Source organism: Halostella limicola (assembly GCF_003675875.1).
GTDB classification, from domain to species: domain Archaea; phylum Halobacteriota; class Halobacteria; order Halobacteriales; family Natronoarchaeaceae; genus Halostella; species Halostella limicola.
On sequence record NZ_ML014752.1, the window covers coordinates 166,113 to 183,724 of the forward strand.

The 17,612-nt window shown below is 69.6% G+C and carries 19 protein-coding genes; 8 read left to right on the forward strand and 11 right to left on the reverse strand.

The genetic code is table 11. The features are described from left to right. Positions 1-126: 126 nt before the first annotated feature. Positions 127-1,014 carry a 1,4-dihydroxy-2-naphthoyl-CoA synthase gene (locus D8670_RS00805; RefSeq protein WP_121816198.1) on the reverse strand — a complete coding sequence of 296 codons (888 nt, stop codon included), beginning with the start codon at positions 1,012-1,014 and terminating at the stop codon, positions 127-129. 102 nt (positions 1,015-1,116) lie between these two features. Here D8670_RS00805 and D8670_RS00810 point away from each other — a divergent pair, with 102 nt between their 5' ends. After that, entirely contained in the window at positions 1,117-2,028 is a 912-nt protein-coding gene (locus D8670_RS00810; RefSeq protein ID WP_121816199.1) for a DnaJ domain-containing protein, read from the forward strand. Positions 2,029-2,041: 13 nt separating this feature from the next. Here D8670_RS00810 and menD read toward each other — a convergent pair whose 3' ends face one another. From menD to D8670_RS00825, 3 genes are read right to left on the reverse strand one after another with little or no spacing between them, the layout of a single operon-like run. Next, positions 2,042-3,781 (reverse strand): 2-succinyl-5-enolpyruvyl-6-hydroxy-3-cyclohexene-1-carboxylic-acid synthase, encoded by a 1,740-nt coding sequence (menD, locus tag D8670_RS00815; protein WP_121816200.1) that lies wholly within the window; start codon positions 3,779-3,781, stop codon positions 2,042-2,044. Beyond that, positions 3,781-5,130 (reverse strand): isochorismate synthase, encoded by a 1,350-nt coding sequence (locus D8670_RS00820; protein ID WP_121816201.1) that lies wholly within the window; start codon positions 5,128-5,130, stop codon positions 3,781-3,783. The genes menD and D8670_RS00820 overlap by 1 nt, the downstream gene beginning before the upstream one ends. A 45-nt stretch (positions 5,131-5,175) precedes the next feature. Then, complete coding sequence (locus D8670_RS00825) at positions 5,176-5,574, reverse strand: YlbF/YmcA family competence regulator (RefSeq protein WP_121816289.1); 399 nt, start codon at positions 5,572-5,574, stop codon at positions 5,176-5,178. Positions 5,575-5,836: 262 nt separating this feature from the next. Between D8670_RS00825 and D8670_RS00830 the strand changes: the two genes are divergently transcribed. Together D8670_RS00830 and dph2 are read left to right on the forward strand one after the other, a co-directional pair. Then, positions 5,837-6,820 (forward strand): DMT family transporter, encoded by a 984-nt coding sequence (locus D8670_RS00830; protein WP_193569471.1) that lies wholly within the window; start codon positions 5,837-5,839, stop codon positions 6,818-6,820. A 73-nt stretch (positions 6,821-6,893) separates the two neighbouring features. After that, the gene (gene dph2 / locus D8670_RS00835) at positions 6,894-7,931 is read left to right on the forward strand and encodes a diphthamide biosynthesis enzyme Dph2 (protein WP_121816202.1); all 1,038 of its coding nucleotides are present in this window, start codon (positions 6,894-6,896) and stop codon (positions 7,929-7,931) included. Between the two features lie 23 nt (positions 7,932-7,954). On the opposite strand, the gene D8670_RS00840 is transcribed toward dph2, so the two are convergent. Both D8670_RS00840 and D8670_RS00845 read right to left on the reverse strand, forming a co-directional pair. After that, a complete protein-coding gene (locus D8670_RS00840; RefSeq protein WP_121816203.1) occupies positions 7,955-8,296 on the reverse strand; it encodes a hypothetical protein in 342 nt (113 codons plus the stop codon). 58 nt (positions 8,297-8,354) lie between these two features. Continuing rightward, positions 8,355-9,023 (reverse strand): DNA methyltransferase, encoded by a 669-nt coding sequence (locus D8670_RS00845; RefSeq protein ID WP_121816204.1) that lies wholly within the window; start codon positions 9,021-9,023, stop codon positions 8,355-8,357. A 339-nt stretch (positions 9,024-9,362) separates the two neighbouring features. Here D8670_RS00845 and D8670_RS00850 point away from each other — a divergent pair, with 339 nt between their 5' ends. Both D8670_RS00850 and D8670_RS00855 read left to right on the forward strand, forming a co-directional pair. Beyond that, a complete protein-coding gene (locus tag D8670_RS00850) occupies positions 9,363-10,259 on the forward strand; it encodes a cell division protein CdpA domain-containing protein (RefSeq protein WP_121816205.1) in 897 nt (298 codons plus the stop codon). 80 nt (positions 10,260-10,339) lie between these two features. Continuing rightward, a complete protein-coding gene (locus D8670_RS00855) occupies positions 10,340-11,365 on the forward strand; it encodes a disk-shape morphogenesis protein volactin (RefSeq protein WP_121816206.1) in 1,026 nt (341 codons plus the stop codon). Positions 11,366-11,440: 75 nt separating this feature from the next. Here D8670_RS00855 and D8670_RS00860 read toward each other — a convergent pair whose 3' ends face one another. From D8670_RS00860 to D8670_RS00870, 3 genes are all read right to left on the reverse strand, one after another. Then, entirely contained in the window at positions 11,441-12,085 is a 645-nt protein-coding gene (locus tag D8670_RS00860) for a helix-turn-helix domain-containing protein (protein ID WP_121816207.1), read from the reverse strand. Positions 12,086-12,213: 128 nt separating this feature from the next. Continuing rightward, positions 12,214-13,110 carry an alpha/beta fold hydrolase gene (locus D8670_RS00865; RefSeq protein WP_121816208.1) on the reverse strand — a complete coding sequence of 299 codons (897 nt, stop codon included), beginning with the start codon at positions 13,108-13,110 and terminating at the stop codon, positions 12,214-12,216. 219 nt (positions 13,111-13,329) lie between these two features. Further along, positions 13,330-13,506: a zinc finger domain-containing protein gene (locus tag D8670_RS00870; RefSeq protein WP_121816209.1), complete on the reverse strand. Its 177-nt coding sequence runs from the start codon at positions 13,504-13,506 to the stop codon at positions 13,330-13,332. 174 nt (positions 13,507-13,680) lie between these two features. Here D8670_RS00870 and D8670_RS00875 point away from each other — a divergent pair, with 174 nt between their 5' ends. Then, positions 13,681-14,079, forward strand: a complete 399-nt coding sequence (locus tag D8670_RS00875; RefSeq protein WP_121816210.1) for a DUF7961 family protein — start codon at positions 13,681-13,683, stop codon at positions 14,077-14,079. After that, complete coding sequence (locus D8670_RS00880; protein WP_121816211.1) at positions 14,080-14,700, forward strand: METTL5 family protein; 621 nt, start codon at positions 14,080-14,082, stop codon at positions 14,698-14,700. Between the two features lie 15 nt (positions 14,701-14,715). Here D8670_RS00880 and D8670_RS00885 read toward each other — a convergent pair whose 3' ends face one another. Continuing rightward, on the reverse strand, positions 14,716-16,353 hold the full coding sequence (locus D8670_RS00885) for a rhomboid family intramembrane serine protease (protein ID WP_121816212.1): 1,638 nt from the start codon (positions 16,351-16,353) through the stop codon (positions 14,716-14,718). A gap of 89 nt (positions 16,354-16,442) precedes the next feature. On the opposite strand from D8670_RS00885, the gene D8670_RS00890 reads away from it, so the two are divergent. Then, positions 16,443-16,727, forward strand: a complete 285-nt coding sequence (locus D8670_RS00890; RefSeq protein WP_121816291.1) for a DNA-directed RNA polymerase subunit L — start codon at positions 16,443-16,445, stop codon at positions 16,725-16,727. On the opposite strand, the gene D8670_RS00895 is transcribed toward D8670_RS00890, so the two are convergent. Next, positions 16,724-17,557, reverse strand: coding sequence for a hypothetical protein (locus D8670_RS00895; protein ID WP_121816213.1), 834 nt, complete (start codon positions 17,555-17,557; stop codon positions 16,724-16,726). The two genes, D8670_RS00890 and D8670_RS00895, sit on opposite strands and share 4 nt — an antisense overlap. Between the last annotated feature and the right edge of the window lie 55 nt (positions 17,558-17,612).

A 17,612-nucleotide genomic window follows, 5' to 3' on the forward strand; every position in this document is an offset into this window, starting at 1 on the left:
CACCACCTCCGGCGGCGGGGCGCGCGGGGCGGGTCCCCCGGGGCGCGCCGGGGGGCCCCCCACGGCCTTTTTGCCGCGAGCGGTTCGCCCGCTCTGCGGGCGAACCCGAGTGGGAAAAAGGTCGTTTCAGTAGTGCCAGGGGTAGTCGTCGAAGTCGGGGTCGCGGTCCTCGACGAAGGCGTCGCGGCCCTCCTGAGCCTCGTCGGTCATGTAGCCGAGGCGGGTGGCCTCGCCGGCGAAGACCTGCTGGCCGACCATGCCGTCGTCGGTCGCGTTGAAGCCGTACTTCAGCATGCGGACCGCCGTGGGGCTCTTGCCGTTGATCTCGTCGGCCCACTCCAGCGCCACGTCCTCGAGTTCCTCGTGCGGGACGGCCTCGTTGACCATTCCCATGTCGGCGGCCTCCTCGGCGTCGTAGTTCTTCCCGAGGAAGAACACCTCGCGGGCCTTCTTCTGGCCGACCTGCTTCGCGAGGTAGGCGGAGCCGAAGCCGGCGTCGTAGCTGGCGACGTCGGGGTCGGTCTGCTTGAAGACGGCGTGGTCCGCGCTGGCGAGGGTGAGGTCGCAGACGACGTGGAGGCTGTGGCCGCCGCCGACGGCCCATCCCGGCACGACGGCGATGACGGGCTTCGGCATGAAGCGGATCTGGCGCTGCACTTCGAGGATGTGGAGGCGACCCGTCTCGGACGCCTGTTCCTCGTCGCCCTCGTACTGATAGCCGTCCTCCCCGCGGATGGTCTGGTCGCCGCCGGAGCAGAAGGCCCAGCCGCCGTCCTTGGGCGAGGGGCCGTTGCCGGTCAGCAGGACGCAGCCCACGTCCGTCTGGCGCTTGGCGTGGTCGAGCGCGCGGGACAGTTCGTCGACGGTGCCGGGCCGGAAGGCGTTGCGCACTTCCGGCCGGTCGAAGGCGATGCGGACCGCGCCGACGTCCGCCGCGCGGTGGTAGGTGATGTCCTCGAAGTCGAACGCGTCGACTCGCTCCCAGCGCTCCTCGTCGATGAGTTCCGAGACCATCGTTGCCCGAACTCCGGACGGGAGGGAGAAATAGATTCCCGTCCGCGGACTCGAGACGCTTTTGTCACTGTGCCGATAACGGCCGCAGTACCCGGTCCCCGCATGGCAGACACGTACTACGACGTCCTCGGCGTTCCCCCCGACGCCGACCAGGACGCGGTCCGCGCGGCCTACCGCGAGAAGGTCAAGGAGACCCACCCAGACGTGAGCGACGACCCGGACGCAAGCGAGCGGTTCAAGCGGGTCACCCGCGCCGAGGAGGTGCTGGGCGACGAGGACGAACGGGCGCGGTACGACCGACTGGGTCACGACGCGTACGTCGACCGCGTGAGCGGTCGGAACGCCGCCGGGTCGGAGCGGTCGCCGTGGACGACGGACGAGCGCCGCGACCCGAGCGAGGCGGCGCGCCAGCACGTCTCCGGGGACGACGGCGGCGCGGCGGGAAGCGGGCGAACCAGCCGCGATCGAACGAGTGCAGACGACTGGGGGAGCGACGGCGTCGAGTGGGGGCGCGACGGCAAGTGGGGACGCGACCGCGACGAACGGGAGAGCACCGCGGCGCGGGACGGGACCGGCCGGTCGCGGGCGCAGCGACGCCAGGAGTTCTACCGCGACCGGACCGGCCGGGAGGAGACGAGCTACGCGGTCCACGGCTGGGACGACGAGGGGGGCGCCGACGGCCGCGACGCGGGCGTCCCGCTGACCCAGCAACACCTCATGTTCCTCGCCGGGATGGTGTTTCTCTACCCGGTGCTCGCTTTCTTCTCGGTGACGCCGGCGTTCCCGCTCGTCCTCCGTCTGGTCGTCGGGCTCTGCACGCTGCTCATCACCGGCTACCTGCTGACGATCCCGCCGATCGGGACGGCGATCTTCGGCGTCTGGAGCGTGCTGTCACCGATAGCGGTCCTCCTGCTCCCGGTCGACCCGCTCTCGCTGCCGGCGCTGTTCGCGCTCGGCGTCTGCTGGGTGCCGTTCGGCTACTCGCTGGTCGTGGCGCGGGCGCTGCGGGGGTGACGGACTCCGCCGCTCAGTCCCCGAGCGCGTCGACGACCGCGCCCTGGATCGCCTCGCGCTCGCGGTGGCTCCGCTCGGCGTCGAACGGTACCTCGATCACCTGCGTCCCGTCGCTCGACAGCGAGGCGCGGTACGTCTCGCGGAAGGCGTCGCGGTCGCGGACGCGGGTGAACTCCAGTCCGTAGAGGTCGGCCGCGGGCGCGAAGTCGAGGCCGTGGGGCGTCTTGAACTGCTCCGTGAACGGCGGGTCGAAGTCCTCGACGGGGAGCATGTGGAAGATGCCGCCGCCGTCGTTGTTGACGACGACTATCGTCGCGTCGACGCCGCAGCGCCCGACCGCGAGCAGGCCGTTCATGTCGTGGTAGAACGCGAGGTCGCCGGTGACGAGGACGAGCGGGTCCTCGGTCGCGCTGCCCGCGCCGAGCGCGGTGCTGACGATGCCGTCGATGCCGCTCGCGCCGCGGTTGCCGAGCAAGATGAGGTCGGCCGCCCGGGGCGCGCCGAAGCGGTCGAGGTCGCGGACGGGCATGCTGTTCGAGACGAACAGGGTCGCGGGATCGGGCGCGGCCTCGACGACCGTCGCGAGCACGTCACCCTCGAACCGCCGCTCCTCGCGGGCGTCGGCGACGTGCGACCAGTACCGGTCCTCGACCGCCGCGAACCGGTCGCGCCACGCGGGGTCGGCGGACGAGTCGATCCGGTCGGATAGGCGCGCGAGCAGACGTTCCGGGTCGGCGACGACGAGGTCCGACGCCGCGAACTCGGCCTCGCGCCAGCCGCCCGCGGGGTCGACCACCAGCTGTCGCGCGCCGGTCCGGGCGAGGTACTTCCGGAGGGGTTTCGAAGTGGGCGACGCGCCGAACCGGACGACGAGGTCCGGATCCGGCCAGTCGGCGGTCACCCGTTCGGTCAGGAACGCGTCGTAGCCGCCGACGACCGGCGCGTCCGCGACGTGCGGACCGTACCGGACGCCGGAGAGCGGGTCCGCGAGGAGGGGGAACCCCGTCGACTCGGCGAACGCCGCCACGACGCTCGGGTCGGGTGCGGCGCCGTCGGCCGGGCCTGCGACGACGAGGCCGTGGTCGGCTGCCTCGACCGCGTCCGCGACGTCCGCGAGGCGGTCGTCGCCGAGCGTCGGCGTCCCGGCCGTCGTTCGGACGTGCGGGCGCTCGGACGCGGTCGTCCGGCGCTCCTCGTTCTCGGTCCCCTCCGGCGGTTCCAGCCGCTTTCGGAAGGGGCAGTTGAGGTGGACGGGGCCGGCGGGTGTACCGGTCGCCTCGGCGAGCGCGCGCGCCGCCGTCGTCCGGAGCGAGCGCAGGGTCCGCCCCTCGGCGCGCGGTTCCGGGAGGTCCGCGTACCAGCGGACGGCGTCGCCGTACAACTTCTCCTGGTCGACGGTCTGGTTGGCTCCGCTGTCGCGCAGTTCCGGCGGCCGGTCCGCGGTCAGCAGGAGGAGGGGCACTCGCGCCTGCGTCGCCTCGATCACGGCGGGGTGGAAGTTCGCGGCGGCGGTGCCGGAGGTGCAGACGAGCGGCGTCACCTCGCCGGTGCGCCGGGCGCGGCCGAGGGCGAAGTACGCCGCGGAGCGCTCGTCGAGGTGCGAGTACACCGTCACGTCCTCGTTACGCGCGAACGCCATCGTCAGCGGCGTCGACCGACTGCCCGGCGAGACGCAGGCCGCGCTCACGCCGCCCGCGGCGAGTTCCGCGACGAGCGCGTCGGCCCACGCCTCGTTGTGGTCTGCGGCGTCCATCACTCCAGGGTGTCGAGCATCGGTCGGTACTTCAACTGGACCTCGTCCCACTCGCGGTCGGCGTCGCTGTCGGCGACGATGCCCGCGCCCGCGAACAGCGTCGCGTCGGTCCCGCTCGCCACCGCCGAGCGGATGGCGACCGCGAAGGTGCCGTTGCCCGCCGCGTCGAACCAGCCGACCGGGGCGGCGTACCACCCGCGGTCGAACGTCTCCGTCTCGCGGATGGTCCGCCACGCGAGGTCCGGCGGGAGGCCGCCGACGGCCGGCGTGGGGTGGAGCGCCTCGACGAGGTCGAGCACGTGCTCCACGTCGACCAGTTCGGCCGAGAGCGGCGTCCGGAGGTGCTGGACCGAATCCAGTTTCCGGATCGTCCGCTGGCCCGTGCGGATCGACGCGGCGTACGGCGAGAGCTGCTCGCGGATCGCCTCCACGACGAGCTGGTGCTCGTGAACGTCCTTCTCGCTCTCCAAGAGGTCGCGGGCGAGCCACTCGTCCTCCTCGGGCGTGTCGCCGCGTCCGGTCGAGCCGGCGAGCGCCTCCGTCTCCAGTTCGCGCCCGCTGAGCGAGACGAGCCGCTCCGGCGTCGCGCCGAAGAAGCTGCGACCGCCGTCCCCGGGGTCGACCAGGAACCGGTAGCAGTCGGGGTACGTCGATCTGAGCCGCGCCAGCGCGTCAGGCGTCGAGAGGGGCGATTCGAGCGAGACGCCCAGCGCCTGCGCGAGCACGACCTTCTGCAGGTCGCCGCCGGCGATCCGTTCTAGCGCGTCGTCGACCTGATCGCGCCACTCCGCTTTCGAGGTCGTCGGGCGACGCTCGACGACGCCCGGCGGGTCGGCGGTGGGACCGGGCGCGGGCAGCGCCCGGAGCTCCTCGGTGAGCGAGTCGAGCCGCTCCTCGACGGCGTCGGGGTCGCCGGGGTCGACCGCGGTGACGGTCAGCCAGGCATCCTCGCCGTCGCGCGCGACCTGCACGCGCGGCAGGAAGAAGTAGCCCGCGGGGAAGCCGTCCCACTCGCCGTCGGGGTCGTGGTCGTCGTGAAACGCGAACCCGCCGAACAGCCGCGGTCGGGCGGGGTCGGGCGTCGCTCCGGCGTCGAACGCGGCGAAGAGGTCGTCCGCCGCCTCGCGGACGGCCGCGAACCGGTCCTCGGCCTCGCGGTCGGCGACGAGGGTCGCCGCCGCCTCGCAGCCGACGACGGTCGGCTCGCCCGGCGCGGTCCAGACGGCCCGCGGCGAGTCGAACGCCGACAGCACCGCGCGAAAAGAGACCGCGTCGATCGCGCGGCTCCGCGTCACGAGCGGCGTCTCGCCCGACTCCTCTCTCCACGAGCCGCTGCGCAGCGTCTTCATTACGGTCAACTGAGGAGTGCGTCGCCTTCAGCCTGTCCCCTTCGCTCAGTCCTTGCAGCAGCCGCCGGCCTCCTCGCCGAAATCGACGTCGAGCGGCGCGGAGATGGCCTCGTTGATCGCTTCGAGGCGGGCGTCGAGTTCGTTCTGCGCTTCCAGGTACTCCGACATGACGGGGACCGAGTGGAGCTCCTGCTGCTTGCGCTGGACCTGCTGCAGGTCCTCCTGGGACGCGTCGCCGGTCTGGCGCGCGAGCATGAACTCCTGGCGGACCTGCTCGAACTCCTCGATCTTCTCCTGGGCCTCGTCGGACGCCTCGACCGCCGCCTTCGCCTCCTCGAACGCCTCGTACTCGGGCATCTCAGTGATGGCCTCGCCGAGTTCGCGGCCGAGCGATTCGACGTCCTCGTCGCCGGTGTCTGCGCCCGCGTCGGTCTCGATGCTCATACCCGATACGTGGGACGCGATCGGTTTGAACCTGCCGGAAGCGGCGTGCTCGACGCCGGCGACGGCTCGGCCGTCGGCGGTGGGCGCCACTCGCGACGGCACTCGCGGGCGTCGGTCCGAAACGTCCGCTCGATCACTATCGAAATCCGAGAGATACCGTGACATGGTACTATGTGATTTGGTACCGTTAGTTCGAGAAATTTGATGTTTCAGGGGTTATTAGTGGGAGTATCCGCGGTCTTCTCCGCTGGAGGAATGCAGAATGAATATATACAAATTCAGAAACGTATGGGCGTTTATCGCGCTCGCAGTCGTGTGGGGATCGTCGTTCATCGCGATCAAAGACGGGCTGAACTCGCTGCCGCCGGTGCTGTTCGCCGCGATGCGGTACGACATCGCCGGGCTGTTGGTGCTGGCGTACGCCGCGCACACGGCCGACAGGTGGATGCCGCAGACGCGCGACGAGTGGCGACTGATCGGCATGGGCGGCACGCTGATGATCGGCGTCCACTTCGCGCTGCTGTTCGTGGGACAGCAGTACGTGAGCAGCGCCATCGGGGCGATCATCCTCTCGACGACGCCGGTCGTGACCCCGTTTTTCGCCTACCTGCTGCTCGCGGACGAGACGCTCTCGCCGTCCGGCATCGTCGGGGTCGTCCTCGGCCTGGTCGGCGTCGCGATCATCGCGCAGCCATCGCCGTCCTCGGTCGACGGCCAGCTGATCGGCGTCGGGCTCCTCTTCCTCTCGGCGGCGAGTTTCGCCCTGGGGTCCGTGCTGACGCGGCGGTTCGACGTCGGCCTCTCGACCGTGCCGATGCAGGCCTGGATGATGGTCGTCGGCTCCGCCATCCTGCACCTGATCAGTTTCGGAGCGGGCGAGTCGCCCGCTGACGCCGTCTGGAGCCCGACGGTGGTCGCCGCGCTACTGTACCTGGCGGTCGTCGCCGGCGCGGGCGGGTTCCTGCTCTACTTCGACCTGCTCGACCGCGTCGGGCCGAACGAGGCCAGCCTCGTGAACTACGCCACGCCGGCCGTCGCCGCGGTCGCGGGCTGGCTGGCGCTCGGCGAACAGATAACTGCGTCGACCGTGCTCGGTTTCGGCGTCATCGTCGTCGGGTTCGCCCTCCTGAAGCTGGAGACCATCACCGGCTTCGTCGCGAGCGACCCCGCGGCGGACCGCGACGCGTCGGGCGGCGCGGGCACCGTCGTCGTCGACGGGAACGTCTACCTCAAGGACGCCGAGTAGAACCGTTTCTCGTCTCAGCCGCCCCACGCTCGAAGCGTCGCCGTTAAACGGCCTGGGCGGTTACAGCGTTCTAATGAGCCAGGAGTCTGAGTTCTCCGAGGGAGACCTCCGAAACACGGGAATGAGCCTCAAGCACGACCGGGAGTGGGACTACGAACTCGACCGCATCGTCGACCAGATCGAGGAGAAAGACGCGAAGAAGGTCGGCCTGCAGTTCCCCGAGGGACTGAAGCGCCGCGGCCCGAAGGTCGCCGACGACATCCGCGCGCTCGTCGACGACGACGTCACCGTCATGCTGTCGGGTCAGCCCTGCTACGGCGCCTGCGACCTCGACACCTTCCTGATGAAGCGTACCGACGTGTTCGTCCACTTCGGCCACAGCCCGATGAAGAACACGGACAAGGTGATCTACGTCCCGCTGTTCTCGAACGTCGACGTCTTCCCCATCATGGAGGACGCGCTGGAGGAGCTGCCAGGCGACGAGATCGGGCTCGTCACCACCGCCCAGCACATGAACCAGTTCGAGGACATGAAGGCGTGGCTGGAGGAGCGCGGCTACGAGGTCCACACCCGCCGCGGCGACGACCGCCTCACCCACGAGGGGCAGGTGCTCGGCTGTAACTACGCCTCCGCCGAGGTCGACGCCGACCAGGTGCTGTACGTCGGCGGCGGCAAGTTCCACCCGCTCGGCCTCGCGATGGAGCACCCCGACAAGAAGGTCGTCATCGGCGACCCCGTCAACAACGTCGTCACCGTCGCGGACACCGAGAAGTTCCTGAAGCAGCGCTACGCCTCGGTCCACAAGGCGATGGACGCCGAGAAGTGGGGCGTCATCTACTGCACGAAGATCGGGCAGGGCCGCTGGGAGCAGGCCCAGGAGATCCTCGACGACAACGACGACGCCTACCTCATCACGATGGACGAGGTGACCCCCGACCGCCTGCGGAACTTCGACATGGACGCGTTCGTCAACACCGGCTGCCCCCGGATCACCACCGACGACGGCCCGCAGTTCCACAAGCCGATGCTCACGCCCGGCGAGTACGAGATCGCGGTCGGCAACAAGCCGCTCGACGAGCTCTCCTTCGACACGTTCCACGGCACCTGGTAGCGGCTCTCTCCGCTCTCCGTTCGCTATTCGTCGTACTCCTCGGTCAGCCTGATCCGCCGCTCGTAGCGGTCCGCGGGCAGGTCCAGCGCGTCCGCGAGAAAGGGCAGCGCTAGCTCGGCGCGGGCGGTGCCCGTCGCGCCGCCGAACTTCTCGACGGACAGCACCCCGTTCCGCCGAAGCTCGCCCCACGCGCGCCGCCAGTTCTTCCGGAAGATCAGGTCGGACCGGTCGTTCTCGAAGACGATCGCCTCCCGATCCGCGTCGTAGGCGAGTTCGCGCCTGCCGCCGCGGCCGAAGGGGCGCACGAACTGCGCCTCCTCCGCGTGGCCCGTGAGCTCCGGCCAGACCTCCTCGAACTCGGTCATGGGGATCGGTAGGGCGAGGCGGCGCTTGAGTCCCGGGGGCCAGGCCCTCGCCGTCCCGTCAGGCGTCGTTTTCGAACACCAGACAGTACGAGTGATCGAAGCCGTAGCCGTAGTTGCCCTCCCGGTCGGGGTAGCCGTCGCCCTCCCACGCCACGACGACCTCGCCGTCCAAGCGGAACGTCTCGGCGACGCGGTCCGCGACGTCCCAGGCGAGCGTCGTCACGTGGCCGTCGTGACGCAGGTTTACGATATCGACGACGACCGTCGCTCCCGGCGCGAGCACGCCCCGCAGTCGCTCGAACGCCCGTTCCACGTCGCCCAGATAGTCCTCGTAGGTGCTCTCGCCTGCGTAGTTCTCGAAGGGGTTGCGTTCCATCCCCTCGACCATGAACGGCGGCGAGGTGAACAGGAGGTCGCAGTCCGGGAAGGCGCCCGGATCAAACGCCAGTACGTCGCCGTGCCGGACGTTTTCCGGTGTGTCGAGTCGGTCGCGGACGTGTTCGACGCGGTCCGGTTCGTACTCGATGCCGTACGGCACCCGATCCAGTCGCTCCGCGGCGAAGAGCGTAGTCCCGAATCCCGCGAACGGGTCGAACACGCGGTCGCCGGGATCGGTGTACTCCTCCAGAAAGCGCTCGACGAGGACGTCCGGCGTGCGCACCTCGTCGGGATAGCCCGGCGGGAGTTCGTCGCGGTGACCGTACTCCAGCGATAGATGAGTGTTCATGCGATCAGAGCACAGGCACGCGGCAAGTGCTTTGGGACGGTGTGAGAGCGGGTTCCAATAACCGCACACTCCAACAACCGTATATCCCAACCCACTGCATACCCCAGCTAACTGCATACCCAACTAACTGCATGGCCGACACGAGCGCGGTCGTCGACGAGGACGACCGCGCTCGCGTGCGGGGGAGGGCAGGCGCTCGGAGCGTCCCCTCGCGACCGCGAGGGGTCACGCAAACTGACAGTCCTGGTGGACATAGAAAGGGCGAGGCGCGACCGCCAGGGAGCGCCGAGGGGTTTCTGGGGGAAGAGTCATGGTGGTGCACTCTATAAGCCCTCGTTAATGACCGATAGCACCGACCCGGAGAACAGACTCTTCGACTGGTACAGGACCTACATCGGGGAACCCGACGCGCGGACGGACGTCTACCTCGGTTTCGGCCTCTTCTTCGGGGGGATCGCGCTGGGCGTGCTCGCGCTCGTGCTGTTCTTCTGGGGGAGCCTGGCCGAACCGCGGACCGACCCCTACTTCGCGCGGATCGGCCCGGCCTACACCCTCGGGATGCTCTCGCTCCCGATGGCCATGATCGGTATCGTGACCCTGCTGCCGGTAGAGAAGAAAGCGCACTACGCCGCGGCCGCGGGCGGCGTCGTCAACCTCGCCGCGGTCGTCTGGTTCAACGTCGCGTACCCCGCCGACTGGAACGGCTACGGCGCGGACCAGACGATGGAGGTCGTCTCCGTCTACGCGATTGGCCTGACCGTCGTCGTCGGGTCGACCGGCGCGGCGCTGGTCGCCCACCAGTTAGCGCAGGCGACGCCGAACCCCAGCGACATCGAGGCCGCGGACGACGGGGAGGACGAGGAGGAGACGATCTCCGAGGAGCAGATCGAGCAGGACATCGAGAGCGCGATGGAGGGCGTCGACATGTCCTGGGGCGGCGTCGAGAAGCACGAGGGCCGGAAGATCTCCTTCAACACTGACACCGACATCGACGCCTCCGCGTTCGACGTCGAGGCGGAGACGGACCGCTCGACGGGCGTCGACGCGCAGGTACAGGGGCTCCGCCAGATGAAAGGCGGCGACACGAAGACGGCGACCTCCGAGTCGACCGTGGACGACCAGACCGCGAAGCTCAACGAGCTTCGTCAGCAGAAGCGACAGGAGGACGCCGAAGCGGAGACCGCGGACGGATCCGGGCTGCTGGGACGGCTTCGCAGTATGATCGGCCTGAACTGAGATAATCCTACATTATTCCCTGGTAACACTTCTGGAATATATCGAGAAGATTTATTACTGGACGGTGGCGTGTCACACTCATGGCTAAAGGCCTAGACGTCGGCACGATGAACATCCTGTCGGCACAACAAGACGGTAGCGACACGGTATTCGTTCAGCAGCGTAACTCCTTCGTCGAGATCGAGTACTCCGACATGGCGGAGCAGATGCTCTCGCGCAGCGAGGTCCTCCACATCCGGAAGGACGACACGGTGTACGTCGTCGGCGACGACGCCCTCAACTTCGCGAACATCTTCAACCGGGAGACGCGCCGCCCGATGAAGCACGGCATCCTCTCCAGCGACGAGCAGTCGGCCATCCCGATGATGAAGCTCATCATCGAGCAGGTCGTCGGCGAGCCCGACCGCCCCAACGAGAAGCTCTACTTCTCGACGCCCGCGGACCCGATCGACTCCGACCTCTCGACGCTGTATCACCAGAAGACGATCGAGTCGTTCCTCGACGACATGGGCTACGACGCCGAGCCGATCAACGAGGGGATGTCCGTCATCTACTCCGAGCTCGCGGACAACAACTTCACCGGCCTCGGCATCTCCTTCGGCGCGGGCATGACGAACGTCTGTCTCGCGTACTACGCGGTCCCGGTCATGAAGTTCTCCGTCGCCCGCGGTGGCGACTGGGTCGACGAGCAGGCCGCGCAGGCGACCGGCACCCCCGTCGACAAGGTCACCTCCATCAAGGAGGACGACTTCGAACTCGACTTCACGACAGACGTCGGCGGCGTCGAGGGCGCGCTCTCCATCTACTACGAGAACCTGCTCGACTACGTCATCGAGAACATCGTCCGCGAGGTCGACGAGGAGGACGTCGAGGAGGGCCTCGACGTGCCCGTCGTCGTCACCGGCGGTACCTCCAGCCCCGACGGCTTCGAGGCGCTGTTCCGGGACCACCTCGAGGACGCGAACATCCCGTTCTCGATCAGCGGCGTGAGCCACGCATCCGAACCCCTGTACAGCGTCGCGCGCGGTGGCCTCGTCGCCGCCCGGTCCGACGAGGAAGACCCCGACGCGGGCTCTCAGGAAGCCGAAGCGGCCGCCGACGAGTAACGACCCCCGTTCTCCCCGTTTTTCGCACCGCCGTCGACGCGGCTCCCGCCGACGATCACCGGTCGGTGCCTCTCGTCACGTCGTCTCGGCGTAGGTCCGGATCACGGCAGCCTCAGCCTTTCGCACGAGTTCGCCGGCCGTGCTCGTCGAACAGTCGAGCGCGTCCGCGACGTCCGCGAGGGAGCCATCCCGCGGCACGTTGTAGTAACCGGCGGACACCGCCGCTTCGAGCGCCGCGCGTTGCCGGTCGGTGAGCCGCGACGGCGATCGCTCGCGCTCGAACTCGCGGACCCGCTCGATGGTGAGCGCGCCGATCTCGGCGAGGTCGTCGTGGAACGCGCTGAGCGACGCCGCTTCGCCGACCGCCTCGAACGCCACCGCGCCGGATGAGCGGAAGACGACGGGCGGGAGGAATATCACGTCCGCGCCGGCGACCGCTTCGAGGATCGGGGCCGCGAACTCGTAGTCGTCCTGCGAGAGGAACGCGTAGATGCCGTCGGCGTCCCGGACGAAGTTCGCCGTGACGAGCGAGTCGACGGCGCCGACGACCCGCTCGGTCGCGTCCCGGTCGCCGTCGCACCACAACAGCGTCGTCGCGTCGGCAGTCGGACTCCACATGAGCAACTCGGCGCGCGAGACCGCGTCGTCTTCCGTCACCCGCCGGTGGAGCGGGTGAGTGAGTCGGTCGGGGTAGGTGACCGAGAACCGGATGCGTTTCATGCCGCCTTCGAGAGAGGATCGTCCAGCCCGCATATCAATCACAGTGATCGCGCCGGCTGGCCGTCCGGGGCGGCAGTCGTCGCCGTAGTTGCGCCTCCACGGGATCGCTCGATCGGTTCCGAGATAGGTCAGGCACCGCGGCCGTGTGCGTCCAGTACGTCAGGGGCACACTGCAGCAGCGTGCCCAGGTGGTCCGCGTCGTCGAGCACGGCGAGCCGGGCGGTCGGTATCCGCGACGCGAGCCGTCTCGCGCCCTCGACGGGCACGTTCGTGTCGTTCTCGCCGTGCCAGACGCCGACAGCAGTGTCGAGGTCGTCGTAGTCGATCCCCCAGTCCGCCGCGGTGAGACGGAGTTCGGTGACGGCCCCGCCGCCGCGTCCGGCGAACGCCTCGACGAGATCCGCCTTCACGACCGCCGCGGCGTCGTCGGGGATCGGTTCTTCCGACGCCGCGTACTGGCCGACGACGAACGACGGGTCGGCGCGGGCGGCGACCCACGCCTGCACGCGGAAAAGACCCTGAAGCACGGAGGGGATCTTCGTCGCCATCTCGCTCAGGAGACGCTGTACCGTCGGGGTGCGTTCGCTCGCCTCGGGCGGGGTCGCGCCGGAGACGAGGTCGACCCGGGGGATCCTGTCCGGATGCGCGGCCGCCGCCGCGAGCGCGTGCGGCGCCCCGCCGGAGAACGCGACGATCCCGGCCGTCTCGATGCCGGCGTCGTCGAGCACCGCGGTGACGAACGCCCCGGCGTCGCGGACGGACCGATCGGGCCAGGGCTCGGAGCGCCCGTAGCCGGGCCTGTCGATCGCGAGGAGCCGAACCCCGCTCTCCCGGGCGGCCGCGTCCAGCAACTCGCCGGAGCGGCGCGACCCGGGCGTGCCGTGGAGAAACACCGCGGGCGTCCCGTCCGGGCGGCCGTACTCGGCGTACGCGAGCCGTCGGTCGCCGTCTCGGTGAACCGTCACCGTTCGGATCTCGTCTCGTCCGCCGTCGTCGGGCGCCGGATCGGGTGTCGCCGTTGCCATCGTGTGTACGTATCGTTCGGGGTCGGAGTCGGTGGTGCCGGAAGCGTCCGGCAGTATATATGGCTCGGTTCGTCGGCGTCGGGCGGCGCCCGGCGGCCGCCGACCCGACTCGACCCGGCTCTCGGCCCGCGTTCGAAGTCCCGTCGCTATCGGCTCCCCGGCTCCCGGCCAGTGGGCGCGAGGCCCGTTCGACGCTCGCGGAGAGGTGCTACTCGGCGGCTACTCGGCGTGTTTCTCCTCGAAGCGGCGCAGCGCCTCCTGCCATGACTCGAACTCGACGGGCTCGCTCTCGTGTTCGACCGAGACGCCGACGTAGCCGCAGCGCTCGCAGACCTCCGCCTCGCGGTCCCCGAGCGCGTACGTTTCGAGCGTCGTTTCGCAGCGTGGACAGTCCATGCTGGTTCCTGATACGGTGCGTCACTAATAATCCCTCGCTTGAGCAACTATTCACGGGTTTTCGGCCGTCACGTCCCTCGCGACGAGGATACTCCGGGGTCGTCCGACGACATCAGTATTACTTCTGCGTATTCACAAAAGTTTTTGTATGCGCGGAAGATATGGTGAGGTACAATGAGTACGACGCCGACCCCGGACGTGGACCGCACCGTCGAAAGCTGCCAGCGGGCGGACGTCACCCCCGTTCACATCGACGCCGACGCGCTCGACTCGACCGCGCCCGAGTACCTCCGCGACCTGAAGCACGAACTCGCCGAGGAGAACTACCAGCCCGCCGGCCTGACGGTCGACGCCTGCTTCGACGAGGACTGCTCGCTCGCCACGCAGGAGGAGATAGACCGCGTCCGCGGGTACGTCCGCGCCGCCTCCTTCCTCGGGGCCGCCCGCCTCACCGTCCGCTTCGACGACGTGGCGAACGAGGCGAAGGTCCGGCCCGCCATCGCCGCCTGCGCCGAGCGCGCCCGACGGGAAGGCGTGACGCTCGAACTCGACGCGCCGATCACGCTCGACTGAATGAGCACGCGGAGCGCACTGGCGCGCCAGCTCGGCGTTGTCGCCGGCTTCGACGACCCCGACGCGAGCCTCGAACAGTACCGCACGCCGCCGGGGCTGGCCGCGTACCTCGTCCACATCGCGGACATGCGAGACGACATCGAAGGGCGGACAGTCGTCGACCTCGGCACGGGGACCGGGATGCTCGCGCTCGCGGCGACGCTCCGGGGTCCGGACCGGGTGGTCGGCGTCGACCTCGACCGCGGCCCCCTGCTCACCGCCCGCGCCAACGAGCGCCGCGTCGCCTCCTCCGCGGATGTCGAGTGGGTGCAGGGCGACGCGACGGCGCTGCCGCTGTCCGTCGAGGACGCGACCGTCGTGATGAACCCGCCGTTCGGCGCACAGCGCGGGAACGAACACGCCGACCGCGCCTTCCTCGAAACCGCCGCCGAGGTCGCTGCGGTGTCGTACTCGATCCACAACGAGGGCAGCAGGGACTTCGTCGAGTCGTTCGCCGCCGACAACGGCGGCGAAGTGACCGGCGCCTATCGGGCGGAACTGGACATCGACCGGCAGTTCGACTTCCACGAGGCCGACCGGGAGACGATCCAGTCGGAGGCGTTCCGCATCGTCTGGTCCTGACTCTCGCCGGCGTTCTCAGCGGTACCGCTCCTTCTCCGCGACGCGGACGCGAGTGCCGTCGGCGACCGCGTACAGCGCGTCGTCGCGGCGCTCGATCCGCAGGTCGTCCAGCGCGACCGACTCGTTCTCCGCCGGGAGCGCCCGCTCGGCGACGGTGCGGTTCGCCTCGGTCGCGCGGAGCGTGAACCCGCCGCCCTCGCGCGCGACGACGCTCACGTTCTTGCCACGGACCCGCGGCTCCGCGGTCGCCGGCGAGGAGTTGTACACGTGGCGCGGCCGCTCGCCCTCCGCGCGGAGCCAGACCTGGTACGCGGCGTCGCCGCCGGTCGCCTCCCAGCCGGTCCGGCGGACCTCGACCGACGTCGCCCGGTCGATTCCGCCGACCCGAACCGTCGCGGACCCGCTGTACGCGAGTCGCTGTTTCGACACCGCCCGCGTCCAGATGTGGCGGTCCCGGTTGACGACGATGACGCCGCTCGTGCGGACGTCCGTGTCCTCGCCGAACACGGAGACGTCGAACGCGGGGATCATCCGGTTGCGGACGTCCTCGGCGTACGTGACGGTGTAGCCGTCGACGGCGACCGACCGGTCCGCGGGGGGCGTCCCGTCGCCGGCCACAGTCAGCGAGTTGACCGGGATGGCCGGCCCAGCGATCGCCGCCAGCGCCACGACGAGGACGACGGCGGCCGCTTGCCGGCGAGACGCGCCGCCGAGGGCCGGGAGCGAGCGCTCCGACGCCGTTACCGCGAGGGTGACGACCGCCGCGAGCGCCGCGACCAGCGCCAGGCCGACCCCCTGATAGAGGACGTACTCGCCGTTGCCGCGGAACCAGTACACCGCCCACAGCCCCTGCGCGACGGCGAACGCGAGGACGGCGAACCACACCCGCACTCCGCCCGGCGTCCGGTCGCGTCGGTGGGCCACCGCGACGCCGAGGAGAACCCCGATCAGCAGGCCGAGCGCGTGGCCCTGGATCGCGATCTCCGCCCACCACGGCGGCCCCGGCGGTGACCCGGACGTGCCGGCGGTGACGACCGGCGAGAGAACGACGCGGTACGTCCGGGTGAGGACCGACTGGACGCCCAGCGCCGCGACGACCGTCGTCAGGGGGTAGTGGACGAGCGCGAAGCCGGCGAACGCGAAGACGACCCCGGAGAAGCCGATGACCGGCCCGATGGCGAACAGTCCCGTGAGCAGGCCGACGCCGATGACAGCCCCCGGGAAGACGGCGAACGCGCGGACGTAGGGGTTCGTCCGCCACGACGAGAACGACTTGCTCCCCCGTTCGCTCGGGTAGTGGCCCCACGCGAACTCGACGATCGGCGCGAGCACGAGCGTCCCGGTGAGGTTGCCGAGCAGGTGGCTCGGGCCGCCGTGGGAGAACGCCGCGGTGACGATCCCGACGGGGTAGAGGTACGACCACGCCCGGAACGGGAGGGTGACGGGGTCGTTCCAGTGGACGAGGCCGCGCTGGACGAACAGATACACCGCGAGGACGACGCCGACGGAGACGAGCGTCCCCCAGGGGACGCCGAGGAGGAAGCGCGTCCGCAGTCGCCGCCCCCACGCCTCGCGGGAGCGGTCCGCGTACCAGGCGACGGCGAGCGAGACCAGCAGGGCACCGACGACTCCGGCGGCGTACGCCAGCGACATATCGGAGGACAGGGACGCCGCTGATATATTCCTTGATGCTCGCGTTCGGGTTCGTAAACTACAAACGGCGCTCGGCGGAACGTTCGGGTATGGAACTACGCGTCATCGACAACACCGAGGACGAACTCGCCATCGAGATCGGCGGGGAGGACCACACCTTCATGAACGTCCTCAAGGGCGCGCTGCTGGAGACCGACGGGGTCACCGCGGCGACCTACGACGTGAACCCCGAGCAGTCCGGCGGCCAGACCGAACCGATCCTCACGGTCAAGACCGAGGCGGGCACGGACCCCCTCGACGCGCTGGAGGAAGGCGCGACGCGCGTGACCGAGAAGACGACCTCCTTCCGCGAGGCGTTCGAGAGCGCGGCCTAACAGACCGTCACCATCACGAAGACGTCCCCGTCCGGCGCGACGTGGACGTCGGTACCGATCTCTCGGTGACCGTCCGAAAGGAGTCTGCTGCCGAAGCTCGGGTCGCCGACGTACGCCCGCACGACCGCGGCCGATAGCTCGTTCTCGTCGTACGTCCGGATCGCTCGCTCGTCGCCGTCGGTCTGCACGACGTACGGCGCTCCGGCGGGGGTGCGCGAACAGGAGTACCCGACCGACTCGAACGAGTCCCGCAGGTCCTCGTCGGGCGCGTCCTCGCCGTACTGTCGCTTCACCCGTATCTGATTGTAGCGCTCGGCAACGGCGTCTAGCTCCTCGTCGGTCCGCAGGTCGGCGACGCCGGCGTCCGCGCGGCGCTCGTTGACGCCCTCGACGATCCCCCGCTCGACGGCCGAGAGGTTCCGCCCGTCGGCCGACTCCGCCTCGCCGGGGACGTCGCCCAGGTCGTCGCCGCCCAGCCCCGGCACGGGGATCACCCCCGCCGCGACCAGCGCGACGACGGTGACCAGGGCGACGCTCGCGGCGATGTACTCCTTGCCCAGGTCGAAGTAGCTCCCCGTTTCCAGTTCGGTCTCGTCGAACCGCTGCTCGCGTTTCTCGAGGTGCATGTGCCCGCACCGGCTGCACGGCGGGGAGTTCTTCGGGTGGCTCCGACCGCACTCTTCGCAGTCCCAGACGTAGGTGGTGCCGGTGTCGACGGTGCCCGTGCTCTGGCGGACGACCGCTTCTTCGAACTTCCCGTGCCCGCAGTTGTCGCAGGGCGGGTCGTTCTCCTCGTGGGGTTTCCCGCACCACTCGCAGCGCCACTCCATTCGTGAGAACCTTCGGAGGGGTGAAGAAAAACCTGTCGACAACGGGAACGGCCGG